The organism is Leisingera sp. CC-HEC096 (assembly GCF_059429235.1).
The window spans coordinates 2,097,195-2,123,632 of sequence record NZ_JCAIJS010000001.1 but is presented as its reverse complement, the minus strand read 5'-3'; the positions used below and the strand labels follow the sequence as shown (position 1 = coordinate 2,123,632).

Annotated in this window: 20 protein-coding genes and 1 tRNA gene; 12 read left to right on the top strand and 9 right to left on the bottom strand. The window is 61.0% G+C overall.

Annotated elements, in window-relative coordinates:
- Positions 1–53: 53 nt before the first annotated feature.
- The 4 genes from AC5STI_RS10260 to AC5STI_RS10245 all read right to left on the bottom strand — a co-directional run bounded on the left by AC5STI_RS10260 (position 54) and on the right by AC5STI_RS10245 (position 7,404).
- Complete coding sequence (locus AC5STI_RS10260; RefSeq protein WP_027236579.1) at positions 54–395, bottom strand: copper-binding protein; 342 nt, start codon at positions 393–395, stop codon at positions 54–56.
- A 35-nt stretch (positions 396–430) separates the two neighbouring features.
- Positions 431–3,610, bottom strand: a complete 3,180-nt coding sequence (locus tag AC5STI_RS10255; RefSeq protein WP_027236580.1) for an efflux RND transporter permease subunit — start codon at positions 3,608–3,610, stop codon at positions 431–433.
- Positions 3,610–5,796 carry an efflux RND transporter periplasmic adaptor subunit gene (locus AC5STI_RS10250; RefSeq protein ID WP_036797408.1) on the bottom strand — a complete coding sequence of 729 codons (2,187 nt, stop codon included), beginning with the start codon at positions 5,794–5,796 and terminating at the stop codon, positions 3,610–3,612. The genes AC5STI_RS10255 and AC5STI_RS10250 overlap by 1 nt, the downstream gene beginning before the upstream one ends.
- A 1,194-nt stretch (positions 5,797–6,990) precedes the next feature.
- Positions 6,991–7,404: a hypothetical protein gene (locus AC5STI_RS10245; protein WP_152612218.1), complete on the bottom strand. Its 414-nt coding sequence runs from the start codon at positions 7,402–7,404 to the stop codon at positions 6,991–6,993.
- Positions 7,405–8,643: 1,239 nt separating this feature from the next.
- On the opposite strand from AC5STI_RS10245, the gene AC5STI_RS10240 reads away from it, so the two are divergent.
- The 3 genes from AC5STI_RS10240 (at position 8,644) to AC5STI_RS10230 (ending at position 11,431) form a co-directional block, all read left to right on the top strand.
- Positions 8,644–8,733, top strand: a tRNA-Ser gene (locus tag AC5STI_RS10240).
- Between the two features lie 117 nt (positions 8,734–8,850).
- A complete protein-coding gene (locus AC5STI_RS10235) occupies positions 8,851–10,257 on the top strand; it encodes a site-specific integrase (RefSeq protein WP_495446603.1) in 1,407 nt (468 codons plus the stop codon).
- Positions 10,258–10,663: 406 nt separating this feature from the next.
- Positions 10,664–11,431: a ParB N-terminal domain-containing protein gene (locus AC5STI_RS10230; RefSeq protein WP_495446602.1), complete on the top strand. Its 768-nt coding sequence runs from the start codon at positions 10,664–10,666 to the stop codon at positions 11,429–11,431.
- Positions 11,432–11,513: 82 nt separating this feature from the next.
- Here the strand turns inward: AC5STI_RS10230 and AC5STI_RS10225 are convergent, their stop codons facing one another.
- Positions 11,514–11,666, bottom strand: a complete 153-nt coding sequence (locus AC5STI_RS10225) for a hypothetical protein (RefSeq protein WP_495446601.1) — start codon at positions 11,664–11,666, stop codon at positions 11,514–11,516.
- 273 nt (positions 11,667–11,939) lie between these two features.
- Between AC5STI_RS10225 and AC5STI_RS10220 the strand changes: the two genes are divergently transcribed.
- Both AC5STI_RS10220 and AC5STI_RS10215 read left to right on the top strand, forming a co-directional pair.
- Complete coding sequence (locus AC5STI_RS10220) at positions 11,940–12,602, top strand: recombinase family protein (protein WP_495446600.1); 663 nt, start codon at positions 11,940–11,942, stop codon at positions 12,600–12,602.
- A gap of 367 nt (positions 12,603–12,969) precedes the next feature.
- A complete protein-coding gene (locus AC5STI_RS10215; RefSeq protein ID WP_495446599.1) occupies positions 12,970–14,001 on the top strand; it encodes a DUF6161 domain-containing protein in 1,032 nt (343 codons plus the stop codon).
- Between the two features lie 301 nt (positions 14,002–14,302).
- Here AC5STI_RS10215 and AC5STI_RS10210 read toward each other — a convergent pair whose 3' ends face one another.
- The 4 genes from AC5STI_RS10210 to AC5STI_RS10195 are packed head-to-tail and all read right to left on the bottom strand — an operon-like array spanning position 14,303 to position 18,519.
- Complete coding sequence (locus AC5STI_RS10210; RefSeq protein ID WP_495446598.1) at positions 14,303–15,085, bottom strand: dimethylarginine dimethylaminohydrolase family protein; 783 nt, start codon at positions 15,083–15,085, stop codon at positions 14,303–14,305.
- Between the two features lie 4 nt (positions 15,086–15,089).
- A complete protein-coding gene (locus AC5STI_RS10205) occupies positions 15,090–16,694 on the bottom strand; it encodes a 5-guanidino-2-oxopentanoate decarboxylase (protein WP_495446597.1) in 1,605 nt (534 codons plus the stop codon).
- The gene (locus AC5STI_RS10200; RefSeq protein WP_495446596.1) at positions 16,691–17,875 is read right to left on the bottom strand and encodes a pyridoxal phosphate-dependent aminotransferase; all 1,185 of its coding nucleotides are present in this window, start codon (positions 17,873–17,875) and stop codon (positions 16,691–16,693) included. The genes AC5STI_RS10205 and AC5STI_RS10200 overlap by 4 nt, the downstream gene beginning before the upstream one ends.
- Complete coding sequence (locus tag AC5STI_RS10195; RefSeq protein ID WP_495446595.1) at positions 17,872–18,519, bottom strand: TetR/AcrR family transcriptional regulator; 648 nt, start codon at positions 18,517–18,519, stop codon at positions 17,872–17,874. The genes AC5STI_RS10200 and AC5STI_RS10195 overlap by 4 nt, the downstream gene beginning before the upstream one ends.
- A 96-nt stretch (positions 18,520–18,615) precedes the next feature.
- Here AC5STI_RS10195 and AC5STI_RS10190 point away from each other — a divergent pair, with 96 nt between their 5' ends.
- The 7 genes from AC5STI_RS10190 (at position 18,616) to nosZ (ending at position 26,436) form a co-directional block, all read left to right on the top strand.
- The gene (locus AC5STI_RS10190; protein WP_495446594.1) at positions 18,616–19,413 is read left to right on the top strand and encodes an ABC transporter ATP-binding protein; all 798 of its coding nucleotides are present in this window, start codon (positions 18,616–18,618) and stop codon (positions 19,411–19,413) included.
- A gap of 39 nt (positions 19,414–19,452) precedes the next feature.
- A complete protein-coding gene (locus AC5STI_RS10185; protein ID WP_475047168.1) occupies positions 19,453–20,217 on the top strand; it encodes a transporter substrate-binding domain-containing protein in 765 nt (254 codons plus the stop codon).
- A 9-nt stretch (positions 20,218–20,226) separates the two neighbouring features.
- Entirely contained in the window at positions 20,227–20,973 is a 747-nt protein-coding gene (locus AC5STI_RS10180; RefSeq protein ID WP_475047167.1) for an ABC transporter permease, read from the top strand.
- Positions 20,970–21,731, top strand: coding sequence for an ABC transporter permease (locus tag AC5STI_RS10175; RefSeq protein WP_490399752.1), 762 nt, complete (start codon positions 20,970–20,972; stop codon positions 21,729–21,731). Before AC5STI_RS10180 ends, AC5STI_RS10175 begins: the two co-directional genes overlap by 4 nt.
- A 138-nt stretch (positions 21,732–21,869) precedes the next feature.
- Positions 21,870–22,334: a hypothetical protein gene (locus AC5STI_RS10170; protein ID WP_495446593.1), complete on the top strand. Its 465-nt coding sequence runs from the start codon at positions 21,870–21,872 to the stop codon at positions 22,332–22,334.
- The gene (locus AC5STI_RS10165; RefSeq protein WP_495446592.1) at positions 22,325–24,517 is read left to right on the top strand and encodes a 4Fe-4S binding protein; all 2,193 of its coding nucleotides are present in this window, start codon (positions 22,325–22,327) and stop codon (positions 24,515–24,517) included. Before AC5STI_RS10170 ends, AC5STI_RS10165 begins: the two co-directional genes overlap by 10 nt.
- Before the next feature lie 11 nt (positions 24,518–24,528).
- Positions 24,529–26,436 (top strand): TAT-dependent nitrous-oxide reductase, encoded by a 1,908-nt coding sequence (gene nosZ, locus AC5STI_RS10160; protein ID WP_495446591.1) that lies wholly within the window; start codon positions 24,529–24,531, stop codon positions 26,434–26,436.
- Positions 26,437–26,438: the final 2 nt, after the last annotated feature.

Sequence of the window (26,438 nt, the reverse complement as noted above, 5' to 3'; positions counted from 1 at the left end):
TGCCCCGAAACCGGAATTTCGGGGCTTCTGGCGCGGCTTCAATGCCGCGCCGGTCAATTCGGCATGATGGCACCGATTGCGTACATTCCGTCAGCGCCCTTGAACAGCATAAGGGTGACTTTGTCGCCGGGTGCGACGTCTCCCATGATCTGCGCGCCGGCCTGCAGTGGCAGGTCCATCGTCATGCCGGGCCAGCCGATTTCGGGAATCGGGTCGTGGCTGACATTTGCGGAACCCTCGCTGATCGCGTTGAGGACGGCGGTGGCGTGTACTGCACCCTCGATCTGGCTCTCGCTCATGTGCATGCCGGAGTGATCCATGCCGTGGGTTGTTTGCGCGAAAGCACCGCTGGCGCAGAAGGCCAGGACAATGCTGGAGAAGGTGAGGTTCTTCATTGGTTTTCCTCTCATGGGTCAGAATTTGGTGCGTTTCATTCGGCCGGAACGGCCGCTTCGTCTGCTGCTGGAGGGGCGCTGATCTCACGATTGACGCGCCGCAAGGCCAACCGCTTCCAGATGACGAAGATTGCGGGGATGACGAAGAGCGTCAGCAGCGTCGCCGTGACCATGCCTCCGACCATCGGCGCCGCAATGCGCTGCATGATTTCCGATCCGGTGCCGTGGCCGTACATGATCGGGATCAGGCCGGCGAAAATCGTCGCAACCGTCATCACCTTGGGACGGACGCGCAGCAGTGCCCCTTCGAACACGGACTCCTCGATGTCGAATGGCGTCAGGCTTCGGTTTTCCGAGATCGCAAGTTTCTTCCTCTTTTCCCAAGCCAGGTTGAGATACAGGAGCATCACGATCGCAGTTTCGACGGCGACACCGGCCAGCGCAATGAAACCCACCAGCACGGCGACTGAAATGTCGAAGCTGAGGTACCACAGGAACCAGACCCCGCCTGCCAGAGCCACTGGCAGCGCGGCAAGGATGATGCCCACCTCGATCACGCGGTTGAATGCCAGGAACAGCATCAGCGTGATGAGCAGAAGTGTGGCAGGTGCCACCAGTGTCAACCGCTCTTGCATCCGCTGAATGTATTCGTACTGGCCCGACCAGGTGATAGAGTAACCTGGCGGGAGCGCTACCTCATCCGCGACGCGGGCGCGTGCCTCAGTCACGTAGCTGCCAAGGTCTCGGCCAGCGATGTCGATGAAGACGAAGCCGGTGCGCCGGGCGTTTTCGGACCGGATCATGCCCGGGCCGTCAACGATGCGGACCTCGGCAAGGGCACCAAGGGGGATGTGCGCCCCCGAGGGAGTCACAACCGGCAGACCCTGAAGGCGTTCAGGGCTGTTTCGCCATTCCTGCGGATAGCGCAGGTTGATCGGGAAGCGTTCGAGGCCCTCGACCGTTTCCGAGACCTGCATGCCCCCGATCGCTGTCTGCACGACATCCTGAACGTCACGCACGCTCATCAGGTAACGCGCGGCGGCTTCGCGGTTGACATCGATTTCGATGAAACGCCCGCCCACGGGCCGTTCGGCATAGGCCGATGCCGTGCCCTCGATCCCGGTCACGGCACGTTCGATTTCAACCCCGATCCCTTCGATGACAGAGAGATCCGCACCCGATATCTTCACCCCCACAGGGGTCTTGATACCGGTCGCCAGCATGTCGATCCGGTTCTTGATCGGCTGAATCCAAACGTTTGTCACCCCCGGCACCTGAACCGTGCGGTCGAGTTCCTCGCGGATCCGTTCCATCGTCATTCCCGGCCGCCATTCGGACTCCGGCTTCAACTGGATTGTTGTCTCGATCATTGTCAGGGGCGCGGGATCGGTCGCCGACTCGGCGCGGCCCAGCTTGCCGTGGACCGTCTTCACCTCGGGCACCGTTGCGATCAGCCGGTCTGTCTGCTGCAGGATCTCGCGCGCCTTGCCGATGGACACGCCCGGATACAGAGACGGCATATAGAGGAAGTCGCCCTCGTTGAGTTCCGGCATGAATTCGGTGCCTATCCGCTGAAGCGGCCACCACATCGAGGCGACCAGCGCCACCGACAGCAGCGTTGTTGCCCAGGGCCAGGCAACCGCGGCGTCGAGAAACGGGCGATAGGCCCAGATCACCATGCGGTTAAGCGGGTTTTTGTGTTCCGGCATAATCCGCCCGCGCACGAAGTACCCCATCAGGACCGGAACCAGAGTAATCGACAGGATCGCCGCCGCGGCCATAGCGTAGGTCTTGGTAAAGGCCAGCGGTTTGAAAAGCCTGCCTTCCTGGCTTTCCAGCACGAAGACCGGGAGGAAGCTTACAGTGATGATCGCCAGAGAATAGAACAGTGCAGGCCCCACTTCGGACGCGCATTCGCCGACGATTCGCCATCGGTTCTGATCGGTCAGCTTTTCCCGTTCCAGCCTGCGGTGCATTGCCTCGATCATCACGATCGCTGCGTCCACCATGGCGCCGATGGCAATGGCTATGCCGCCCAGAGACATGATGTTGGCATTAACGCCCTGCAGTTTCATGACAATGAAGGCCGCGAAGATCCCGAGAGGCAGAGACAGCAGGATCACCAGCGCCGAGCGCAAGTGCAGCAGGAACGCCGCACAAACGAGCACGACGACGATGAACTCCTCGGTCAGCTTGTCCTGCAGGTTGTCAATAGCGCGCTCGATGACGCCAGCGCGGCTGTAGGTAGTCACCAACTCGACGCCTTCAGGCAGGTTCGGGCGGATCTGCTCAATCCGCTCCTCGACGTTTTTGATCGTGGCAAGCGCGTTGCCGCCCCAGCGCAGGATCACGACGCCCCCCACGGCGTCGCCTTCTCCGCCGAATTCGCCAACGCCGCGGCGAAGCTCTGGGCCAAAGCGGATATCGGCGACATCTCCAAGTGTGACTGCCGCGCCTCGCTCGTTCACCATTAGAGGTGCGCGAGCGAGATCCGCCAGTTCATCGACATAACCGGTCGAGCGCACCATGAACTCGGCTTCGCCCATTTCAATGACACTGCCGCCGGTTTCCCGGTTCGCTGCCTGAATGGCGCCCCGCAGTTGCGGAAGTGTGATGTCGTAGGCACGCAGCTTGTCCGGGTCGACCACGACTTGGTACTGACGGACCATACCGCCGATGGTGGCGACTTCTGACACGCCATCGACGGTCTGCAGTTCGTACTTCAAAAACCAATCTTGCAAGGTCCGGAGCTGTGCCAGATCGTGGTTTCCGCTCCGGTCGATCAGTGCGTACTGGTAGATCCAGCCAACGCCGGTCGCGTCGGGGCCCAGCTGCGGAGACACTTCTTCAGGCAGGCGGGATGCGATTTGCCCGAGGTATTCCAGGACGCGGGTCCGCGCCCAGTAAAGGTCGGTGCCGTCCTCGAAGACAATGTAGACATAGCTGTCGCCGAAGAACGAGAAGCCGCGCACATCGCTAGCGCCAGGGACGGCAAGCATCGCGGTGGCAAGCGGGTAGGTGATCTGGTCCTCGACAACCTGCGGCGCTTGCCCAGGGTATGGGGTGCGGATGATCACTTGGACGTCCGAAAGGTCGGGGATGGCATCCACCGGGGTTTCTCGGATCGCCCATACCCCGGCAATTCCGATCATCACAGCAAGCGCAAGGATCATGAACCGGTTGACCAGGGAAAGACGGATGATAGCGGGTATCATTAGCTCACCTCCGGCACAGCTGTGATGCCGACCAGCGTCAGCGAGAAATCGGGGTTACGGCGGAACAGAAGGCCTACTCTCTCGCCGATCGGCAGGGTTGCCTGATCCAGGGTCTCATCCACCGCGAAATCCATGGTCATTCCCGGCATCCCGATCTCGGTCATGGCGTCATGGGTGATGTTCACCATGCCCCGCTCCGGATCCGCCGAGTTGATGGTGCCTGCGACTTTCATCGGGGCGATGACAGGTTCGGCATTCGCCAGCACCAGCGTCATCCCGTCGGGTCGGGCAAAGGTTAGGGTCATCTCGGTCCCAGTGGCCAATGCCGCCGGTTCCAGCTCCTCGGAGATGGGAAAGTCCATCGTCATGCCGGGCATCCCGAGTTCGGTCATCGGGGCATGGCTTATCGTCGCCGTGCGTTCAGCGGGGTCGACGGCGTCGATGGTGCCGCTGACGACGATTGGTGCCGCTGCCGCCATCTCGGTTTTCCCGGACGCCGGCGCCGCAGTGGCAGCTTTTTCCCGGACCGCGATAATGCTGAACATGCCCGCGTCGTTCTTGGCCAGATCGAACTCGACTGGTCTGTCCAGAACGACCGCCTCGGGATCCAGCCCGGCCACCTCGAACTCCATTTCCATTTCGGGCCAGCCAAGCGCCGGAATCGGATCGTGCGACACGGTCAGTGTGCCGTCCGGGTTCACCTCGTGGATCGTGCCAGTCCCCGTGGCGGCAATCCCGTCATCGGCACCGATCTCTATCAGTGCAAGAAGGTTATCCGCGCCCCGGGCAACCGTGAAAGCGATCCCGGAATCTTCGGCCAGATGATCAAGCGGCACATCTGCCCGCACTGGGAAAACGGAGGTCATTGCCGGCCAGTCGAGGCTGTCGAGGGGGCCGTGCTTGATCGTCGCCAGCCGGGTTTCGTGGTCCAGCGTGACAAGCCTGCCAGCGCCGTGCGCGGGCTCTTCGTCTGTTGGCGCCATGCGCATTAGACCGGCGCTGAGCGCGCTTTCGCTGTCAATCAGGAACTGCGCCGACGCGACGACTTCCTCACCCGGCGCGAGCCCTTGTACGATTTCAGTCCGGCCGCCCTCACCGAAACTGTCGCGCAGGCCGGATGTAACCAGCCGCGGTTTGAAGGTTCCTTCACCGGTCTTCAGAATCACGCGCTCGGCCGAACCGGTCCGGATGACCGCCTCGGACGGCACGGTCAGCGCTGTTCGTGTCCGGGACGGAACAAGACTGACGGTTCCAAACATGTTGGGCCGCAAAAGCCCCGCAGAGTTGTCGAACTTTAGCCGAACCGGCAGCGTGCGGGTTTTGGGGTCGAGTTCGGGATAGATATAATCGATTTCGCCTTCGAACGTGCGCCCGGCCAGATGCTCGAAGCGGGCGACCGCGCGCATGTCTTCGCTGAGCCGCGCGATGTCCCGCTCGAATACGTCAACGATCAGCCAGACAGTTTTCAAGTCGCTAAGTGAAACTGCAAGCGTTCCCGGCTGAAGGTACATGCCATCGGCAGCCGAAAGCGAGATCACGACGCCGTCTTGCGGAGCTTCGATCCTGATAGTCCGTGCAAGCTCGCCGCTAGCTTCGATCTCCGCAATCTGAGCCTCCGACATGCCGTGGCTAAGAAGCTTGTTCCGGGCGGCGTCGAGGATCCTGGCGTCTCCGGCCTTGACCGCGCGGACCAAATCTCCGGTCGCCGCGCTGATCACTGGCGAGAACATCTCGAACAGGACATCGCCTTTGAGCACGCGATCGCCGATGGCTCGGGTTTTTAGTTTCTCAATCCACCCGTCTGCACGGGTATGGACATGGCTCGTGCGATGCTCGTCGTACCGCACGAAGCCGACGGTCTCTATCCTCGACGATATGTCCGACATCCGTGAAACAGCGGTGCGTACACCGATTGCGTTGACCTCGGCCGGTGAGAGCGACACTTCAGCGGGATCACCTGCGGGCTCATGGCCGGCATAGACAGGGATCAGGTCCATGCCCATCGGCGATTTCCCGGGCTCGTCGCGCCGGTAGTTCGGATCCATCGGAGCAACCCAGTACAGGATCTCCGGGTCGCCCGAGGTCGGGCTTTCAGTGAGGTTGAGATATGTCCGTTCCAGAAGAACCCCGCCCACCGTTCCTGCGGCAAGGGCAAGGATGCTGAGCGCTGTGTAACGTCCGCGCATGATATCCTCCAGGCTGATCTTCCCGAAGCAGCCTACATAGTTGACAAATTACCGGCGCGTCTCATGAGCTCCGCCGGAAGCGAAATTTGTCAAACGTGCTTTGGAGGCCGGACCGGCGGCGGTGTTTCCAGGTGAACACCGAAATTACCCGCACCAGCTTTCAGGTGGAGCGAGGAGGCTGTCTGGGCTGCAGACGGGATGGCCGCGGACGGCAAGTCGGAGCTGAAGCATGAGCTGCCGATGCAACGGGAAGAAACCTGATCGTTTGCACAGCATGCAAGGTCAAGACTTTGCGATGGAGCCGCCAGGTGCAGGGAATGACCGGACCCGGAATGTGATGAGGGACTGGCTTCTTCCGCGAGGCTTTCCTGGTGCGGCATGTGCATGGCCATCGCTGACGTAAAATTCGCCGCAAAGGAGAAAGCCAGTGCGACGAGAATGATGGTCACGCGCCGTGCCAGACATATCAAGAATCTTCTGCCCACTGTCTGCATATAGCTGCGCTTTGTCTGGTTGCCAAGCTGTCCCGCTAAGGATCCTGTCTCCCAGAGTGCCGACCGCTGTCACAAACCGAGCGGCAGTTCACTTCGCGCTCTTCCAATGGGATGTGTTTCGTGAGTTGGAGCTGCTGGGGAACCTGGCGTGAGTTAGAGTGAGAAGAGGCCGCGCAAGGAACGTACCGGGAAGCTCGGTCAGATTTTGGAAGCTGGGCGTCGAGGCAAGAGTCCTTTCATTGTTACGAACAAAGCATCGGGTGCCCGCTTTTAGGATTTCGGTTTGCGCGATCCGTGATTTTCTATGCCTTTTGGGTTTGCCGTCGTTTCGTGCTGAAACTACGTGGCCTTAACGATGTGTGGGTGGAACGGGGTGTAATCTCCTCGTATGGATCTATCCGCTCGTGGTACAGGTGTTTCGGGTTTGATTTCGCTCTGTGGACACTCTCGGTGCATGCTGGAGCTGCGCAAACACCTCGCGGCTGCGACGACCATGTTTCCGCTCTCCTTCGAACCAAATCGGGCCAAAACTCGCCAGTTTGTACGCCGCCCGCAGCAAGGCCATGGATTCGCTGCCCTGGCAGGCTTTCGCACCGCTGCTTTCTCCCCCATGACCTGTTGCGCGTTGATGCGGCTCCAAGTATTGCGCTGGTTCAGCCACCGTTCACAACGTGGCACTGTCTACTTCCCATTCCGCTTTTCAGAGTTCCGCTTCGGTCTGGGTTTCGCAGAAAACCCGAAAGTGCTCTTCATCGTCCCAATCGTCTGCAACAAATTGCACCAACGAGCTCAGGTTGTCGGGATCCTGCACTGCGTCCAAGAGTATCTCAAAAGCTTCAGGGCTCTCGGCGGCATTGTAACGGGTCATATAATGCTGGTCATTTTCGGCAATGTCTGAAGAAATCGAGACACCCCAGTTCACCTCCATATCACCATCGCTGTCTGCTTGTACGATTTTATCGACAAACAGGAACTGGGTGGACAGCCTGGCGATGGCAGATTCACGGCTACCGCACTCCCATACGTATTCAGAGAGTGCTTCCTCGCAGACCAGGTGGAGAAGATTTTCCGCGCGCATGATGCGGACAAGGTTTTCGTTCATCTGGTGGTTCACCTTTCATCCTGAATTTAGACTTGGGAGTAATGTGGGCGATGAGGTCGAAAATCCAAAGAGGCATTTGTCAGTTCTCCACAAGTCACGGGAGACATGAACCGCAGCCCCCGTTAACCTTCGAGGATCCCGCGCCGAGACCTGCTGCTGTTGCGGCAAGACCAGGGCAGGCTGCCTTTCAAGCCGGCCATTGCCCCCAGATGGCGCTTTCCCTTCTGTTCAACACAGGCATCAGGGCTCGATTAGCATGCAGGTTCCGTTACATCTTTGAAAACATTTGGTGATTGTCTTTATTTCATTGGCCGCCATACACCGAGGAGCTTGAAAATGCGATGTTCCTACCGCAGGCGGGGGCAGTGGCTCTGAAAAAAGTCATTTAAAATCAACGATGTAACGGTGTTACGCTGAGCGTTACACGCCTGTTACGGGGTTAAGTTATTGAAAATACTGGAAGTTTGTATGTATGTCTATGTATGTAACAAATAAATAGTTATATATAAAGAGAGAAAGAGATATCCTGCCGGAGAGAGTAAGAGGTATACACTCTCCCCCGCCGTTACAGGCGTTACGGCGTTACGCTTAGTCTAAGCCATTGAAATTATTGAGGCGGTCCGTAACGCTCCAGCTCGATAAACATGAACGTAACCCCTGATATGTAACGCGGGGGTAGCTTCCCGCTGTACCGTGGCGACCAAATCACCGCCCTTCATGCACAGAGGGGATTGCGGATGTTTCCCAAGACGACGGAAGGCAGTTCTTCTGTCATCCGTACCAAGCGCACACTGCTGCAGACGCGGCATTCCCGGGTCGCCTTCCCGGAAGCGGAGGCCCGGTGAGGCGGTACAGCATACTTTGATGCTGTCGGCTGCAATGGCGTCAGCGAAGCGCAATAGGCGTGCATTACATGGTCCAGGCGCAAGTACCTATCTGCCGAAGCGCTTGCAGCGATGGCCTGCGGTTTCCACTATCGCCAGGGGATAGTCTTTCGTCTCCATGTGCGGCCTTTGGAATGCGGTTTGGTGATTTGGCGACTCTCATTGCGACCGGAGCAGGGGAGGGAATCAAATTTAGATCGATTGCCGTGAACATTGCGCGAACACGGCTGCACGGATTTTGCACGTGAATCACGTGCAGTTCCGCAAAGGTTCCCTGAAAACCGGGGAAACTCCCTGTTTTGCTGGCGCGGAAAAAAATTGAAAAAACGCCTTGTTTCTCTGGGTTGCGGCACATATACGGGTCAGCGGAGACGTGGCCGAGTGGTCGAAGGCGCTCCCCTGCTAAGGGAGTAGGCGGGAAACCGTCTCGTGGGTTCGAATCCCATCGTCTCCGCCATCACACCTAAGTGTTTGATTTTTCAGGTGGAAAATGGCTGTGGTCCGTTTGCCCCTGAGGTACATGATGGACCACATGAGCAACCCAATCACTTCACCCCTAGTGGGGAAGCCTGACATGCGGCATCTGATGAAGCCGCGTGGCAGAGGCTACACCTTCAGGATGATCACGCCCGACGTCTTGGTCGGGACGAAGAACCCGTGGACGGGCAAGCCGTTCGGCAAGGAAATCAAGCTCGGGCTAGGCACGAGGGTCCATGCTGAGGCACTGCGGCAGCGCGATACCTGCTTGGGGCAGGTGCGTCAGCTCGAGGACGAGATGAGGCGAGCCAAGGGCCATCGCGGCGCCGGGCGTATCTTGGACCTGTCGCACGACAGCGCGTTGGAGTGGCAAGACCTGAGAGCGACTACCGATGACCTTGATGGAGTGGATCACGTCCTAACTAACGAACTGGAGCGAGCTGCGCGAGCAGGTCACAAGGAGGAAGTTGAACGGTTCGCTGCGGTAGTCTTCCGGGGGGCGGTCGCTATCAGCACAGCGGTGGAGCTGTATCTGGAGGAGCGAAGCGAAGGGAACCCCTACGGCTTTGACCCACTTGCTCGAACCACTGCCTTGAACGTCCAGTCCACCATCAAGCACCTGATTGCCTTCTTGGGCGGTGACCAGCCTACGCTGCAAGATGTGACACCGAAGAAGGCGTTTGACTTCAGGACGCACTACCTGCCGGTGACCGTGGGTCTTCGGCCCGCGACAGTGAACAAGCACATGACCTTGCTCAAAGGGCTGTGGGCGTGGGCAATCAGCGATAAGCGATACCTGCAGTCTCGGAGCGGCAAGCCTATCCGAAACCCGTGGGAGGCAGAGGCCGCCGGTACTCCGAAGAAGAAATCTGCAAAGAGGGACGAGGGGCGCGAGGCGTTCACGGCAGACGAGGTCGGAAAGCTGTTGGAGGGTTTCCCTAGGTGGGGCAGCCGTCAGGGGGACATCATGCGCCTAGCTCTGGCGACAGGCTGTAGGGCTGACGAGATCGGTGCCTTGCAACTTCAGCATGTTCGCCCCGATGGTTCGGGCTTCGACATCCCTAAAGGGAAGACCCACAATGCCCGGCGGTTCATCCCGGTGGTCGAAGAATGCCAGAAGCTGCTGGCCCAGCGTGTAGCAACCGTGACTGAGAGCCAGAAAGAAGCTCCTGAAGGTGAACGGCGGCTGTTCCCCGACTGGCCGCTGAAGCCGTCCACAGGGAAAGCAAACTCGGTCTCGCAGTGGTTCACCCGCTATCGACGTGAGGTGCTGGGCAAGGCAAGCGATGGGAGGCTGGCTCTCCATTCGTTCCGGCACACATGGCGCACCACTGCCCGCCGTGCGGGCGTCGCTGAGGATCGCATTCGGGAGCTTGGCGGTTGGCAGGGCAAGCAGGACGCGGCTGACATCTATGACCACGGATTGGAGGAGCGACACCTCCGCGAGGGTCAGGCGGCAATCTGGGAAGAGTTCAAGGGACAAGGGTACTTGGACAGGTTCTAGGAGGAGGGGGAAAGGCACCTCGCCTGTATGCAGGCGGTGTCCTCTGAACGGAGCTGATGCCTCCAGTTCCATTGGGTTCCACCATCTATTTGGTTCCACCATTGAAGAACCTGCCCCCATGCGCTCACGGCGACGGCTGTGGCACCACGCGCAGGCAGGTCTTCTGCTGGTCCTGCGGCTTCTGCCTTGGGTTCTCGATGATGGGGCGATGACGCTTCAAGGAGCCTGAGGCAGGGCCGACGCCGGGACCAGCACAATGGAACCAGCAGAAACAAGAGAACACAGACATGATGAACAGTACGCAAGGGCGTCATAGCCCCTGGGAGAGCCACAGCGCGGGCGTAGCAGGGGGTGCAAGCCTTGGGGGGTGCATTTGCACCCTGCCGCTTCTCAGCGGAGGAGCCGAATGACCCGCAGAAACAAAGGTGATGAGAAGCCCCGCCACACGCGTGTCCCGCTCAACAAGCTCGAAACTGACCCAGACCTGTTCCAGCACCGCACCGTGAAGTTGGATAACGCACACGCCGAAGCGCTTGTGCATGTCCTGAGCCGAGGTGAAACCCTCGACCCTCTCACAGCCTGGGTAGGCGACAGGGGGCAGCTCATTGTCGTGGACGGCCATCACCGTCTCGAAGCCTACAGGAGGGCCAACTGGACGAAGGGTGTGCCTGTGGTGATCCACAGCGGCCCCGAGGAGAACGCCCAGTTCCTGGCCATGTCCGACAACGGGAAGCAAAGGCTCCAGATGACCCAGGAGGAGAAATCAAACTGGGCCTGGAGGATGGTGCGGGACTACCCCGAGCTGACTGCGAAGCGGATAGCCGAAGGACCTGTCAGCTTGCGTCAGGTGAGAAACATGAGATCGACGATGAGAAGACTGGAACAGGCAGGTGAAGCACTGCCTGACACCTGGGGCATGGCCTTGGTTATGGATAAGGGTAACGCCGGTGAATGGGACGAGGCCCAGCGTGAAGAACGACGCGTGGCTATGCGGGCCAAGCTCCTTGAGCAGATACGCGCTCACTTGTCTCTCGCAGCCCAAAGAGACCCGGATATGGCTCTTGAGGTCGTGGAGGAGGTCATGGGGCGCAGCAGGTTCGAGATTGCGGCAGACGCCCTCGGATACCGGAAGATGACGCAGGCCGAAATCGAGGGCGACGACCTGCCGTTCTGACGCAAGAAGTTTCACACTGCAAATATCTGAGCGCCTCATCAATATCACATGGAAGCGTAATCTCCCCCCATAGGGGCGTTCTTCACTGTGCGCCCCACAACCGTCCGATACCATCCCACAGGGGGACGAAGATCACGATGACGATCACGACCAGGGCCACAATGCCATGCTTGCCAGTGGCCTCACCTTGCAGGGGTCCCGTCTTGATCTTGATGGTGTCTTGTTCTGGCGGCATGAACTGCTCCTTCTTGTATGTTCCACGTTGGATATTGAGGACATGGGTTTCTTCACGGTTTAGGGAAAAACTTCGAACCACAGTGGTTTATTTCTTCGCCTACCCGCACTCTGACACACCCCATACCCCCCGGAACAAGCGGCTGCCCTCTGCGCCAGCACTTAAATCTGGTGCGTCTATCCGCTCCATGCGTAACGATCACAACCAACCTTGACGATTGCAACATGATGGTGTTACCCCTACGCCAGGCACAGGGGCAAGGGAGCCGACCACATGAAGCGCTATGTCATCTACCGCCGCGTCAGCACTGAGGAGCAGGGTAAGTCCGGCCTTGGCCTGGAAGCGCAGCACCGGGACATTGCACTGTTCCTGGAGAACTTCTCCGAGGAGCCTTACGAGGTGGTCGGGGAGTTCGAGGACCATCTGAGCGGCAAGCACGATGACAGGCCACAGCTTGCAGCCGCGCTGGAGCTGGTCAGGAAGACCGGAGCCGAGCTGCTAGTGGCCAAGCTGGATCGCCTCAGCCGCAAGGTGTCCTTCATCGCCACCCTGATGGATGACCCCAAGGTGAAGCTGCGGGTGGCCTCGATGCCCTCCGCCGATAAGTTCCAGCTCCACATCTACGCCGCGCTGGCTGAGCAAGAGCGAGAGTTCATCTCCGCACGGACCAAGGCAGCACTGGCCGAGGCAAAGGCCAAGGGCGTGAAGCTGGGCGGTCTCCGCGACAAGACCATGAAGCGCAACGAGGTGGTGAAGGCGAATGCCAGGGCCAGGGCTGAGAAGGTGGCCCAGACTGTTCAGCCCCTCAGAGCGCAGGGGGCATCGCTGCGACAGATCGCTGATGCTCTCAATGCCTCAGGGGTTCCCACGGCCCGTGGAGGACAGTGGCAAGCGTCCCAGATCAAGAGGGTCCTGGAGAGGCTTGCATCTGGTTAGCGGTTGTAGCGGGCAGTGTGGTCCCTTTGAGAAGGACTACATTTGTTCTTCAACGGGGGTAAAGTACTCCGCCATAGATCACCTTGGTGTTCGTCGTCCCATAGCGCAACAGACCAATCCTGCCATCACGGGATGCCCTGATCGTTGTAGGCAGAGTACTTCGCGGGACAGGAACGATCTCTTCATGACCCATCAGCTTCGTTTCACTGTCGAATGGGGCAGTGACACCTGCTTGCTCGTCTACACCTTTCCGCCTTTTCATTTGTTTCCTGCGGTTGCAGCTATGCGCGAGTGTATCAAGCTTCGATCTACTTGTGCGTGGCGTGAAGGCGCTCCATGATGCGCGAAAAGAGACCGAGGTATCTACATGAGTGGCATTGAAGAACTGATCGAAGAGGCGCGGGCTTCACTTGAGAGGGTCCAGGAGTTTGACGCCCAGCAGTTAGTACAGCGCGATAGGTTGGGGCAGTTGAGCTTTGAGGATGCAGTTGAGCCAGCCAAGAGGCTTGTAGGGCTGTTTCTCCAGTTGCCTGCCAGTATCGTCGAAGCCATCCCCACCAATGAGTTGACGGCGATCAAGCAGCACTCAAACGCAACCTTCCAGCTATTCCAAGAAGTCCTCGACTTCGATATGGAGCAAGCCGAACCAAGGCAGAGGCATGACGCCGCAGTTCAGAGGATCGTCGAAAAGCATCAGCAGCTCTTTACAGCTCTGTTTCCGTTGATTTCCTACTCCATGGCCAGAACGGTGGATTTCAACCAACTGGAAGCGCAAGGCCGCGCAGCGGTTCAAAGCGTACGCGATCAGGCAGACCAACTGATGAAGGAAATCGAAGGACAGAAGGCTGAAGCGGCGGGTATCTTGGCAGATGTACGCGCAGCTGCTGCGGAGCAGGGGGTCAGTCAGCAAGCGATATACTTCAAGGATGAGGCGGATCACCACAAGACTGACGCGAATATGTGGCGCGGTTACACCATTGTAATGGCCATTGCCGTTGGGTTGTACGGGATAATTACCTTGTTCCTCCACAAGTGGACTTTGATTGCTCCGTCCAACCTGTATGAGACGATACAGTTTACAGTCGGAAAGCTCGTGGTCTTCTTCGTACTCACATACATGCTGGTACTTTGCGCGAAGAACTTCACATCCAACCGCCACAATGAAATCGTGAACAGGCATAGGCAAAACGCACTTATGACCTACAAGGCGCTGGTGGACGCTGGCGGAACACCGGAGGCGCGTGACGTCGTGCTGAACCACGCAGCTTCATCAATCTACAAGCTGCACGAGACAGGCTACGCGAGGGGTAGCGACGGTGCAGGCTCCAGCAGCAGTTCCGTAGTCGAGATGTTGCCCCGAACAACTTTGCCTTTGTCAGGCGGGGGCAGTGGTACGTGAGGCCATTGGATGTGGTCCATGTTGACCAGAAGGCATGAGTGGACCACATTGAATGGGTAAGGTATTGATTTCATATGGAAACAAGAGAATGAGATCGTCTCCCATCGTCTCCGCCATTACCTCGAAAATTGAGATGGCTGAATAATTAAGTCCTGGCACCTCAAGGGCTTGCGTCTGGCCTGAATCACAAGGGCTCCACTTAGGGGTGGCCGGCCGCGGTCGGCGGCAGGCCTTGGCTTGGCACCCTTGCATTCGACTGCCTGCCTGGCGGAAGGCAGTCTCGCATATTCACCCTCTGGGTTCAGAAGCGCAGGGACAGGCAGGACATGCCTCCGTCCAGTTTGGCGCAGTCGGAGTTGTCGATCTCCACGATCTCAAAACCTGCCTTATCCAGCATTTCTGCCGTGCGCGGGAAGCCTGCGGCCATCAGCACCAAATTGTTGAAGCGGATGGCGTTGGCCGCGGCTTCCTCGCCTTCGGGCACATGCATTACCTTGTAACCCTCAAAGCAGCCTGAGGCGTCCAAGCGCGTGGTGGACAGGATCGTCTCCGCATCCATCAGAGAGCAATCGGTCTTGAAGTGGAGAACGCCCTCGGGAGTGAAGACTTCGCGCAGGGAGTGGCCCCATTCAGCAGCGATCTCGGCCAGCTCTGCGACACCTGCGGCATCGGTGCGGTCAGAGCGGCCAACAAGGATCTCCTTTCCAGTCACCAGAATGTCGCCGCCTTCAATGTGGCCGGGGCCGGTGATTTCTCGCACATCGCCATAGCAGGCCCGCAGGGTGGGGGCCATTTCCGCCACTTCGCCTAAACGGGACGGCGCGCCGGGGCGCATCAGGATTGCGCCCTCGGGCAGGCAGAGGGCAGTGTCCTCTACGAACTGAGCGTCAGGGAAGGCCTCCAACGGTTCCAGCTCAATCACCTCCGCGCCAGTGCTGCGCAAGGCGGAAACATAGGCTGCGTGCGCCTTCAGCATTCCCTCGAGACTCGGGTTGCCGATGTCCTCGGCGCGCAAGCCCTGCGCGATGCTGGACGCAGGACGTCGGGTGATGGCGCGGGTGAATTCAAAGGTGGGGTTTCGCATTGGGTTACTCCTGTCCCTGAGCGGGTCCGGTGATTTCGATTTCGACGATGGATGGGGTGCTGCTGCGGCTGGCCTCGCTAAGGGCAGCGGCAACCGCTTGCGGGTCCATCGGAATGCGGGTGTAGGGAATGCCGAAGGACGCGGCGGCGGGACCGAACTCCGGCGGGGTAGGGTCGCAGCCAACGACGGGGACATGGACAGCTTCCATTGAGGTGGCGATTTCACCGTAACCGCGGTTGTTCCAGATCACGAAGGTGATGGGCAGCTTCTCATCCGCCGCGGCCATGATCTCGGGCAGGGAGAATTGCGCGCCGCCGTCGCCGGCGATGCAGATCACCGGAGTGTCCGGGGCCGCAATGGCGGCACCGATAGCGGCGGGGATGCCATAGCCGAGCGCGCCGTAGCCGGTGGCGGCATTGAACCAGCCGCCGGGGCGGTCGTGGTCGTAGTAGAGGTTGCCGGCATAGATCGGCTGGGTGGAATCCCCGACCATCAGCGCATCCGGCACAGCGTTGCGCATGGCGTTCAGCACCTCGACCTGGCCGCGGTAGTCCGCGCCGATCTCTTCAAAGGCAGCAGCGCGGGTGCGGTCTGCGCGGGCCGCGCCTTGGCTATCTTTCGGGTTTGCGGGCAGGGCCGTGAGCAAGGCGGCGATGGCATCAGCGGCGCGGGCGTGAATGGCGAGCTGTGTCTCGTGGCGGGCCAGTTGGTCCTGGCAGATGTCCACCCTGATCAGCCCGGTCATGGCTGCCATGCTGCCGGTGGCGTACATGTCGTAGTCCGTCGGCCCCAGCTCCGTCCCAAGTGCGAGAACGCAATCGGCTTCCTCGATCATTGCACGGATGGCTTGCAGGCTTGGGCTGGCCGGAACGGTCAGCGGGTGGCCGTGCATCAAACCGCGGGCATTGACGGTTTGCACCACCGGGGCGTCAAGGCGTTCTGCGAGCGTCCGGAGGTCCTGGTCGGCAGTCTTGGCGCCCCCGCCGGCCAGGATCACCACCTTGTCTGCTTTGGTAAGGCGGCTCGCAGCCTGGGAGATTTGGTCTGAGTCAACTGGCGGCTGTTCGGCAGCAGGCGCTGACGGGCCGTCCTGTGAAGCGGTGCCCGCCACATCCAGCGGGATTTGGATGTGGGTGGGGCCGGGGCGGCCGGCAGAGAAGGGTGCGAAGGCATTATCCAGCGCGGCTTCAAGTTCGCTGGGCCGGGCGAGGTGTTCCGAAGTGAGCGCAACTGTCTTGGCCAGCGCGTGCTGGTCCGAAAGTTCGTGCAGATGGCCGTGGCCTTTGCCGAGCGTGGCGCTTTCGTTCACTCCGGACACCACCAGCACCGGCACCGAATCCGCGCGGGCCTGGGCCATCGGGGTCAGCGTGTTGGTGAGGCCGGGGCCGGTGATGACAAAGGCAACGCCAGGCTCGCCGGACACCCTTGCGTAGCCATCTGCCATGAAGCCCGCGCCCTGTTCGTGGCGGGGTGTAACATGGCGGATGCCGGAGTCTGCCAGGCCGCGGTAGAGCTCCACCGTGTGCACGCCGGGAATGCCGAATACGCAGGAGACGCCGCGCGCCTTCAGCCCTGCGACCAGAGCCTCGCCAACTGTCTTGCGGGTCATGCTGCGCCTCTTGCCTTGGAGTTTGCGTGCGCCACGATCCGGTCGAGGGCGGTGGCAAAGCTGGTGTCATCTATCGTCAGGGCGACGCGCACCCAGTCCGTGAGGCCCTCGCCGAAGGCTGAGCCGGGCATCACGGCAACCCCGCTGTTCAGCAGGTCCCAGGCATATGCGTCGCCGTCCATTCCGGTTGCGGATACCTCAATCAGGGCAAACATGCCTGCCTCGGGGCGGTGGACGTGCAGGCGGGTCTCGCCATGCAGGCGCTGTTCCAGCAGGGCAGCACGGGCGGCAAATCGGGACGCCATGCCCGCGGCCACCGAGGAGCCCTCGCGCACCGCCTTTTCGGTCATGTCGGCGATGAAGGGCTGATTGCCAAACAGCATCGTTTCCGAGACCGGCAGAAGGGCTGTGCAGAAGTCTTCTGGCCCGGCGCACCAGCCGCTGCGGAAGCCTGGCGCGGCGTGGGATTTGGAGATTGAGGAGACTGCGATCACCCGGTCCGCCAGTGCCGGATCGGAGAGCGGAGAGACGAAATCCGCGCCCTCGAATACCAGCTGCTCGTAGACCTCGTCGGAGATGATCCAGAGATCATGCTGCACTGCCAGTTCGCCGATCTCGCGAAGGTCTTGCGGGGTGAGAATGGCGCCGGTGGGGTTGTGCGGCGTGGTCAGGAGGATGGCGCGACTGCGCGGGGTAATGCGGGCGGCGATGTCGCTGGCCTGCATCCGGAACCCGGCCTCGGGCCGCAGCGGCACCGGTACCATTTCAGCGCCCGAGGCGCGTATCACGCCTTCGTAGGTGGCATACATCGGGTCGCCAACCAGCACTTCGGTGCCGGGTTCGGCCACGCCCTGCAACACCGCATAAAGCGCGGTCTGGGTGCCGGGGAAGCAGAGGATGTTCTCCGGTCCGAAATGCCGCCCGCGGCTGGTGGTATAGGCCTCGGCCAGGGCGGCGCGCAGGCGCGCCTCGCCGCGGCCGTCGGAATAGCCGGTGCGGCCGGCATGCATCGCTTGCGCGGCGGCCTCGATCAGCTCCGGCGGGGTGGGCACGTCCGGTTCGCCGATGGTCATTTCCACCAAGTCCGCGCCGGCTGCGGCCATTTGCCGTGCTTTTGCGTGCACTTCCCATTTGCCGCCGCCAAGTCCGGCCAGCCGTTCGGTGATTGCTGTCAGCCTCATGCCGTTTCAGCCTCCTGCTCCAAATTCAAACCTGTGATTGCGGCAACCGACTGCCGTCCGATTTCTGCCAGCTCACCTGGCGCAAAGGCGTCCGGAAGGGCGCCGCCCTCCAGCCACAGCCCGTCGATCACCGCGTTGCAGGCGATAGCCAGCTGCCGCAGCCGGGCAGGCGCGGCGGGGCGTTTGCCTTCTTCCAGCGCGTCGGCGATCAGCCCCTCCAGAAAGTCGCGGAAGTAGCCATAGGTGCGTTCGTGAGTTGCCTTCATTTGCTCATCCTGCTGCACCTTGTTCAGGAAGCTTGCCCAAAGCGCGATTGATCGCGGGTCCACCACCGGCGGCGTCAGGGAGGCGTTCACGAAGGCGGTGAGCCGGTCCAGCGCCGTGCCATCCACTCCTGCCGCGGGGGCAAAGGTCTGATCGGTCATGGCGGTCATATGGTGTTCGTAGGCGGCGGTGATCAGCTCTTCCTTGGAGCTGAAATAGTGCCGGATCAGACCCTGGGTGACGTTGGCGCGCTCGGCAATGCCCCGCACCGTGGCCCCGCGCACGCCGTTCTCGGCCACTAGCTCCAGCGTGGCGAGAATCAGCGCCTCTTTCCGGGCCTCGGCGGATTCGCGTTTGAATTTGCGGCGCTCGTCGGTCACCTCAGCTCCTTTTTTTACCTGGCGGAGAAATTATACACTTGCATAATTACGCGAGTCGCGGCTTACTGCAATCGGAAATTTCAGGGTGACACAACAATGGACACAGCCACTGCTGCCGCTTCCGCCAGGGAGACCGATACGCGCCGCGAGGCGATACGGGTGGAGAATCTGCACAAGTCCTTTGGCAATCTTGAAGTGCTCAAGGGTGTGGATCTGACGGCGCGGCAGGGGGATGTGGTGGCGATCATCGGCGGCTCCGGGTCCGGCAAATCCACCATGCTGCGCTGCATCAATTTCCTTGAGACACCAAGCTCCGGCAAGATCGTGATCGGCGGAGAAGAAGTGACGATGCGCGGCGATGGCAGCCCGGCCAACCAGAAGCAGATCGAGCGCATCCGCACCAAGCTGGCGATGGTGTTTCAGCAGTTCAACCTGTGGACCCACCGCACCCTCTTGGAGAACGTGATCGAGGTTCCGGTGCATGTGCTGAAAGTGCCCAAAACTGAAGCCACCGACCGCGCGCGCGAGCTTCTGGAGCGGGTTGGACTCGCCGGTAAGGAGGACACGTTTCCTGCTTATCTGTCCGGCGGCCAGCAGCAGAGGGCGGCGATTGCCCGGGCGCTGGCGGTGGACCCGTCTGCAATGCTGTTCGACGAGCCGACCTCGGCCCTTGACCCGGAACTGGTGGGCGAGGTGCTTACGGTGATACGCGATCTCGCCGCCGAGGGCCGCACAATGCTTCTGGTCACCCACGAGATGAAATTCGCGCGCGAGGTCGCGAACCACGTTGTCTATCTTTACCAGGGCCGCATCGAAGAGCAGGGGCCGCCTGCCGAGGTCTTTGGCAATCCGCAATCAGAGCGTCTGAAGCAATTCCTGAGCTCGGTCGCCTGATCCACTACCACCACAATAAAAACCAACTGGGAGAAGAAGATGAAACTGAAAGCACTGCTAGCCGCAGCCACCGCCGCTGCTGCCCTGTCCGCCGGTGCCGCCGCCGCGGAGCAGGTCAAGATCGGCATCGCCGCAGAGCCCTATCCGCCGTTTGCCTCGCTTGACAGCTCCGGCAACTGGGTCGGCTGGGAGGTCGAGGTGATCGGCGCGGTCTGTGCCGCGGCTGAACTGGACTGCGTGATCACCCCGGTGGCCTGGGACGGCATCATCCCGTCGCTGACCGGCCAGCAGATCGACGCCATCATGGCCTCCATGTCGATCACCGAAGAGCGCCAGAAGACCATTGATTTCTCCGATCCGTATTACAACACGCCGGCGGTGATCGTGGCGGACAAGTCGATGGACATCGAACCCACACCGGAATCGCTGGCGGGCAAGATCGTCGGCATTCAGGCTTCGACCATTCACCAGGCTTACGCTCAGGAATACTTCAAGGACGCCGAGCTGAAAGTCTATCAAACCCAGGATGAAGCCAACCAGGACCTGTTTGCAGGCCGCATCGACGCGACCCAGGCAGACAGCATCGCGATGGCGGATTTCGTAGGCTCCGACACTGGCGGCTGCTGTGAGATCAAGGGCGCAGTGGCAGATGACCCGGCGATCCTGGGCCGTGGCGTTGGCGCAGGCGTGCGCAAGGGCGACGATGACCTGCGCGAGGCGCTGAACAAGGGTATTGCGGCGATCCTGGCCGACGGCACCCACGAAAAGATCACCGCCAAATACTTCACCACCAGCATCTACTAAGGCGCTGACGTGACCGGACTGCTTGAACTACTGGGCCTCGGCGCCAGCGCAGAGCTGCTGTCGCTGTCGGGCTGGGGAGGCAACCTGCTGCGCGGGCTTGCCAACTCCCTGCAGATCGCCTTTGGCGCCTTTGGGCTGGGGCTGGTGATCGGGCTGTTCGGGGCCTATGGCAAACTCTACGGCGGGAAGGTCACGCGTGATCTTCTCGCCATCTACACCACGGTGATCCGGGCGGTGCCGGAACTGGTGCTGATCCTGATCCTCTATTACGTGGGCAGCGATATCATCAACAAGATCTCCGAGGCGATGGGCGGCGGCCGGGTCGAGATCAACGGCGTTGCGGCGGGCATCTGGGTCTTGGGCGTGGTGCAGGGGGCTTATGCCACCGAAGTGCTGCGCGGCGCCATCAAGGCGGTTCCGGTGGGGCAGATCGAGGCCGCGAAATCCTATGGCATGCCAGCCTTCATGATCATGCGGCGGGTGACGATCCCGGCGATGATGAGCTTTGCAGTGCCCGGCCTGGCGAACCTGTGGCTGATCGCAACCAAGGATACGGCGCTGCTGGCGGTGGTCGGGTTCAATGAGCTGACGCTGGAAACCCGCCAAGCGGCAAGCAGCACGCGGGCCTATTTCACCTTTTTCCTGGCCGCCGGGTTTCTGTACCTGATGGTGACCCTGTGCTCCGGTGCGGTCTTTGCCCGGGTTGAGAAATGGGCGCGGCGCGGCCAGCCCTCGCTGAAGGGGGGCACGCGATGATCGGCCTGAAGGACCTGATGCAGCCGCATCGCATTGTGATGATGCTGGTGTTTGCGGCGATCGTGATCTGGTGCGCCTTCGCGCTGCGCTGGGACTGGATCCCGAAATACGCGCCCCTTGCGCTGGAGGGGCTGTGGACCACAATCTGGATTCTCGCGGTCTCGACCTTCTTCGGCTTCTTCTTGGCGGTGCCGCTGGGTTTGGCGCAGGCCGTCGGCCCCTGGTATCTGTCGATTCCGGCGCGCACCTTCTGCACCATCATCCGCGGCACGCCGCTGCTGCTGCAAATCTGGCTGCTCTATTATGGGCTGGGATCTCTGTTTCCGCAGTTTCCCTGGATACGCTCGTCAGAGCTTTGGCCCTACCTGCGCCAGGCCTGGCCCTATGCGGTGCTGGCGCTGACCCTGTCCTATGCGGGCTATGAGGGCGAGGTGATGCGAGGTGCGTTCTCCGGTGTGGCCAAGGGGCAGCTGGAGGCGGCAAAGTCCTTCGGCATGCCGCGCTTCACCATGTTCCGCCGCATCTGGCTGCCGCAAGCAGTGCGCAATGTGCTGCCGACTTTGGGCGGGGAAACCATCCTGCAGCTGAAGGCAACGCCGCTGGTGGCGACCATCACGGTTGTGGAAATTTACGCGGTGTCCTCCCGCGTACGGTCCGACACATTTATCGTCTATGAGCCGCTCCTGCTGCTGGCCGTTGTCTATATGGCCATCGCCGGGGTGATTGCCCTGGCATTCCGGAAGCTTGAGAAAGGCTGAGGTCGCAAAGGCTTAGGGTGTTTTACGGCAAGTTTACAAATGTTCCGGAATTTCAGGTTTATCTGACATACATCAAATAACGGCACTGAAGTTCCCTCTAGTGTCAGCGGCAAATGCAGCAAGAGAATCTTGTAACAGATGCCGCGCACACTTTTCATATCTTCTGCCTTCCGCGCCGGGTTCGCCCGGCGTCTGGCGGGGATTTGCGCGGTTTTCATGCTGGTGCTGCAGGTAGCTCTTCCCGGTGCGGGGCAGGCCGCGGCTGGCGGCGAATGGATCGAGATCTGCGGCGAGTTCGGCGCGGTGGAGGTTCAGGTTGCCGGCGGCGACAGCGAAGACAAGCAGGACTGCCCCAAGTGCAGCACCTGCGTCCTGTGCGCGGCTGAGAATGGGGCCGGGCCGGTAGGCCTGCAGCCATACGGCATCACCCGTGCGGCGGACTGTGCCGTGCTGCTGCCTGCGGGAACCGCGGTGCAGCCGAACCCGGCGCAATACTGGCACGAAGGCCGCGGGCCTCCGCTGGTGACCAAGATAGAATCCGTACGCGCCTTGCGCGCGTCCGTGGCAGCCACTCAAGATAAAGGAGAGGCGCCATGGTCCTGACACGCGCCTTCCGGGGCTGGCTGACAGCCCTTATGATGACACTCACCGCCGTATTTGCCGCGGTGACCGCTGAGGCAGACAGCCTCGACTCTTTCCTGACAGAACTGACACCTAGTGATCTGGTGCCCGGCGCTGACGCGTTTGGCCCTGTGCGCGCCGATGTACCGGTGGCGCCGGTGCTGAAGGCGGGCGAAACTGTCGCCTACGCCTTTCTGACCTCTGATTTCGTCGGCACCACCGGCTACAGCGGCAAGCCGATCCATGTGGTGGCAGCCATTGACACCGATGCAGTGCTGACGGGCGTGAAGCTGGTCAAGCACTCCGAACCTATCGTGCTGATCGGCATCCCGAACTCCAAGATGGTCAAGCTGACCGAAAGCTATGCCGGGCTGGATCTGAAGGCCGAGGCGGCGGCAGGCGGCGATGCCCATGACCTCGACATCATCTCGGGTGCGACGGTGACCATCATGGTGATCGACGACAGCCTGGTGCGCGCTGGCATCAAGGTGGCGCGCGCGCTGGGCTTAGGCGGTCTGTCGCCGGTGCAGCCGGACGGGCCTAAGCGCGAGGTCGATATGGCCCGCGAGGAGTCTGCGGACTGGACCACGCTGGCGGGCGACGGCTCTGTGCGGCGGATGACGCTGGACGTGGGCCAGATCAACGCGGCCTTTGAGGCCACCGGCGACCAGCGCGCGATCCGCCGGCGTCAGCGCGGCGCGCCGGACGACACCTTCATCGACATGCATATGGCGCTGGTTTCGGTGCCGTCCATCGGCAAGTCGCTGCTGGGCGAGGCGGAGTACCGGAACCTGAAGTCCTGGCTGAAGGAGGGCGAGCACGCCATCCTGGTGCTGGGGCGCGGCAGCTACAGCTTCAAGGGCTCGGGCTATGTGCGTGGCGGCATTTTCGACCGGATCCAGATGATCCAGGGCGATGCCTCAGTGCGGTTCTTTGACCGCCAGCACAAACGGCTGGGAGGGCTGGCGACAGCAGACAGCCCCAGCTTTGCAGAGCTGGACCTGTTCAAAATCCCGGCAGATGCGGAGTTTGATCCGGCTGAACCCTTCCGCCTGCAGCTGCTGGTTCAGCGCTCCGTGGGCGCGCTGGAGCGGGCGTTCCTGACCTTTGATCTGGGCTACAAGCTGCCGGAGCAGTACCTGCTGCCCGCCGCGCCTGCGCCCAAGGTGGTGGAGGATGATACGAGCGAGGCCGCCGCCAAGGCCGCCCTGTGGCAGCGCATCTGGAAAGACCGCACTGTCGAGATCGGCGTGCTGGCCGTGATGCTGCTGGTGCTGACGGGTGTGTTCTTCTTCCAGTTCCAGGCGACTGTGAATGCGCGGACCTTCTACTGGTTCCGCATTGGATACCTGACTGTCACTTTGGTCTTCCTGGGCTGGTATGCCAATGCGCAGCTGAGCGTGGTGAATCTGATGGCGCTGGCAGGCAGCTTGCGCAGCGGCTTTTCCTGGGATGCGTTCCTGCTGGACCCGCTGGTGTTCATCCAATGGTTTGCCGTTGCAGCCGCGCTCTTGTTCTGGGGCCGGGGTGCCTATTGCGGCTGGCTTTGCCCGTTCGGCGCGCTGCAGGAGCTGACCAACAAGATCGCCCGCGCATTTAAGGTGCCGCAGATCACCCTGCCGTGGGGCCTGCATGAACGCCTTTGGCCTGCGAAATACATGATCTTCCTCGGGTTGTTCGGCGTCTCGATGGTGTCGATCCCGCTGGCGGAAACCTACGCCGAAGTGGAGCCGTTCAAGACCGCGATCATCCTGAAGTTCGTGCGCGACTGGCCGTTTGTGGTCTTTGCTGTGGCGCTGCTGCTGGCCGGGCTGTTCATCGAGCGCTTCTACTGCCGCTACATGTGCCCGCTGGGCGCGGCGCTGGCGATCCCGGCACGGGTGCGGATGTTCGACTGGCTGAAGCGCTACCATGAATGCGGCCACCCCTGTCAGACCTGTGCCAACGAGTGCCCGGTTCAGGCGATCCACCCCACCGGTGAGATCAACCCGAACGAATGTGTGAACTGCCTGCATTGCCAAGTTCTCTATCAATCCGAAGCCAAATGCCCGGTTGTGATCAAACAGCTGAAACGCCGGGCCAAGACCGGCAGCCCTGCGCCAGACGTTGCTCTGGGCCGACCGTCGGCCAATCACCCCAACGCGAACAGGATCAAAGTTTCCTGAAGGAGGACACCATGTCTGAAGACCTGAAAAACAAACTGCCCGTCACCCGCCGCGGCCTCTTGGGGGCCACCGCCTCCGGTGCCGTGCTGGCGGCCACCGGCGCCGGCTCCGCTCTGCTTGGCGCCAAGCCTGCACAGGCGGCCGGCGTCAACCTGGCGCCGGGCGAACTGGATGAATACTATGGCTTCTGGTCCTCGGGCCAGACCGGCGAGCTGCGCATCCTGGGCGTGCCGTCCATGCGCGAGCTGATGCGGATCCCGGTGTTCAACCGCTGCTCCGCCACCGGCTGGGGCCAGACCAACGAATCCAAGAAGATCCTGACCGAGGGCCTGCTGCCGGACACCAAGGAATTCCTGGCCGCCAACGGCAAGGAAACTTATGACAACGGCGACCTGCACCACCCGCACATGTCGTTCACCGACGGCACCTATGACGGCCGCTACCTGTTCATGAACGACAAGGCCAACACCCGCGTTGCCCGGGTGCGCTGCGACGTGATGAAATGCGACAAGATCATCGAGATCCCGAACGCCAAGGACATCCACGGCCTGCGCCCGCAGAAGTTCCCGCGCACCGGCTATGTCTTTGCCAACGGCGAGCACGAGGCGCCGCTGGTCAACGACGGCCAGATCCTGGATGATCCGTCGCAATATGTGAACATTTTCTCTGCCATCGACGGCGACACCATGGAAGTTGCCTGGCAGGTGATCGTCTCGGGCAACCTGGACAACACTGACTGCGACTATCAGGGTAAATACGCCTATTCGACCTCCTACAACTCGGAAATGGGCATGACCCTGGCCGAGATGACCGAGAACGAGCTGGACCACGTTGTCGTCTTCAACATCGCAGCGATCGAAGCGGCTATCGAAGCCGGTGAGTATGAAGAGCTGAACGGCGCCAAGGTGGTGGACGGCCGCAAAGGCGCTCCGGGCAAGCTGACCCGCTATATTCCGATCCCGAACTCGCCGCACGGCATCAACACCGCGCCGGACAAGAAGCACGTCTGCGTCAACGGCAAGCTGTCGCCGACCGTCTCGGTGATCGACGTCGAGAAGCTGGACGCGCTGTTTGACGCCGATGCCGATCCGCGTTCGGCCATCGTGGCGGAACCGCAGCTGGGCCTCGGCCCGCTTCACACCGCCTTTGACAACCGCGGCTATGCCTACACCACCCTGTTCCTGGACAGCCAGGTGGTGAAGTGGGACATCGCCAAGGCGATCGAGGCCTATGCCGGCGCCGATGTGGACCCGATCCTGGACAAGGTCGATGTGCAGTATCAGCCGGGCCACAACTCCACCTCCATGGGCGAAACCGCCGAGGCGGATGGCAAGTGGCTGATCTCGATGAACAAGTTTTCCAAGGACAGGTTCCTGAACGTCGGCCCCCTGAAGCCCGAGAACGAGCAGCTGATCGACATCTCCGGCGACAAAATGAAGGTGGTCCACGACGGCCCGACCTTTGCAGAGCCGCATGACTCGATCATCGTGCACCGTTCCAAGGTGAACCCGGCCAGCATCTGGGACCGCAACGACCCGATGTGGGAAGATGCGCGCAAGCAGGCCGAGGCGGATGGCGTCGATCTGGACGACTGGCAGGACACCATCGTGCGCGACGGCGACAAGGTAAGGGTCTACATGTCCAGCCAGGCGCCGAACTTCAGCCTTGAGAAGTTCACCGTCAAGCAGGGCGACGAGGTCACCGTCTATGTCACCAACCTGGATGATATCGACGACCTGACCCACGGCTTCTGCCTGTCGAACTTCGGTATTGCGATGGAGGTCGGGCCGCTGGCCACTGCCTCGGTCACCTTCATTGCCGAACGTCCCGGCGTGCATTGGTACTATTGCCAGTGGTTCTGCCACGCGCTGCACATGGAAATGCGCGGCCGGATGCTGGTCGAGCCGCGGAGCGCGTAAGG

Coding starts and splice junctions, on each gene's coding strand:
- AC5STI_RS10260 (WP_027236579.1), bottom strand. CDS start 395: ATGAAGAACCTCACCTTCTCCAGCATTGTCCTGGCCTTCTGCGCCAGC.
- AC5STI_RS10255 (WP_027236580.1), bottom strand. CDS start 3,610: ATGATACCCGCTATCATCCGTCTTTCCCTGGTCAACCGGTTCATGATC.
- AC5STI_RS10250 (WP_036797408.1), bottom strand. CDS start 5,796: ATGCGCGGACGTTACACAGCGCTCAGCATCCTTGCCCTTGCCGCAGGA.
- AC5STI_RS10235 (WP_495446603.1), top strand. CDS start 8,851: ATGCGGCATCTGATGAAGCCGCGTGGCAGAGGCTACACCTTCAGGATG.
- AC5STI_RS10230 (WP_495446602.1), top strand. CDS start 10,664: ATGACCCGCAGAAACAAAGGTGATGAGAAGCCCCGCCACACGCGTGTC.
- AC5STI_RS10225 (WP_495446601.1), bottom strand. CDS start 11,666: ATGCCGCCAGAACAAGACACCATCAAGATCAAGACGGGACCCCTGCAA.
- AC5STI_RS10220 (WP_495446600.1), top strand. CDS start 11,940: ATGAAGCGCTATGTCATCTACCGCCGCGTCAGCACTGAGGAGCAGGGT.
- AC5STI_RS10215 (WP_495446599.1), top strand. CDS start 12,970: ATGAGTGGCATTGAAGAACTGATCGAAGAGGCGCGGGCTTCACTTGAG.
- AC5STI_RS10210 (WP_495446598.1), bottom strand. CDS start 15,085: ATGCGAAACCCCACCTTTGAATTCACCCGCGCCATCACCCGACGTCCT.
- AC5STI_RS10205 (WP_495446597.1), bottom strand. CDS start 16,694: ATGACCCGCAAGACAGTTGGCGAGGCTCTGGTCGCAGGGCTGAAGGCG.
- AC5STI_RS10200 (WP_495446596.1), bottom strand. CDS start 17,875: ATGAGGCTGACAGCAATCACCGAACGGCTGGCCGGACTTGGCGGCGGC.
- AC5STI_RS10190 (WP_495446594.1), top strand. CDS start 18,616: ATGGACACAGCCACTGCTGCCGCTTCCGCCAGGGAGACCGATACGCGC.
- AC5STI_RS10185 (WP_475047168.1), top strand. CDS start 19,453: ATGAAACTGAAAGCACTGCTAGCCGCAGCCACCGCCGCTGCTGCCCTG.
- AC5STI_RS10175 (WP_490399752.1), top strand. CDS start 20,970: ATGATCGGCCTGAAGGACCTGATGCAGCCGCATCGCATTGTGATGATG.
- AC5STI_RS10170 (WP_495446593.1), top strand. CDS start 21,870: ATGCCGCGCACACTTTTCATATCTTCTGCCTTCCGCGCCGGGTTCGCC.
- AC5STI_RS10165 (WP_495446592.1), top strand. CDS start 22,325: ATGGTCCTGACACGCGCCTTCCGGGGCTGGCTGACAGCCCTTATGATG.
- nosZ (WP_495446591.1), top strand. CDS start 24,529: ATGTCTGAAGACCTGAAAAACAAACTGCCCGTCACCCGCCGCGGCCTC.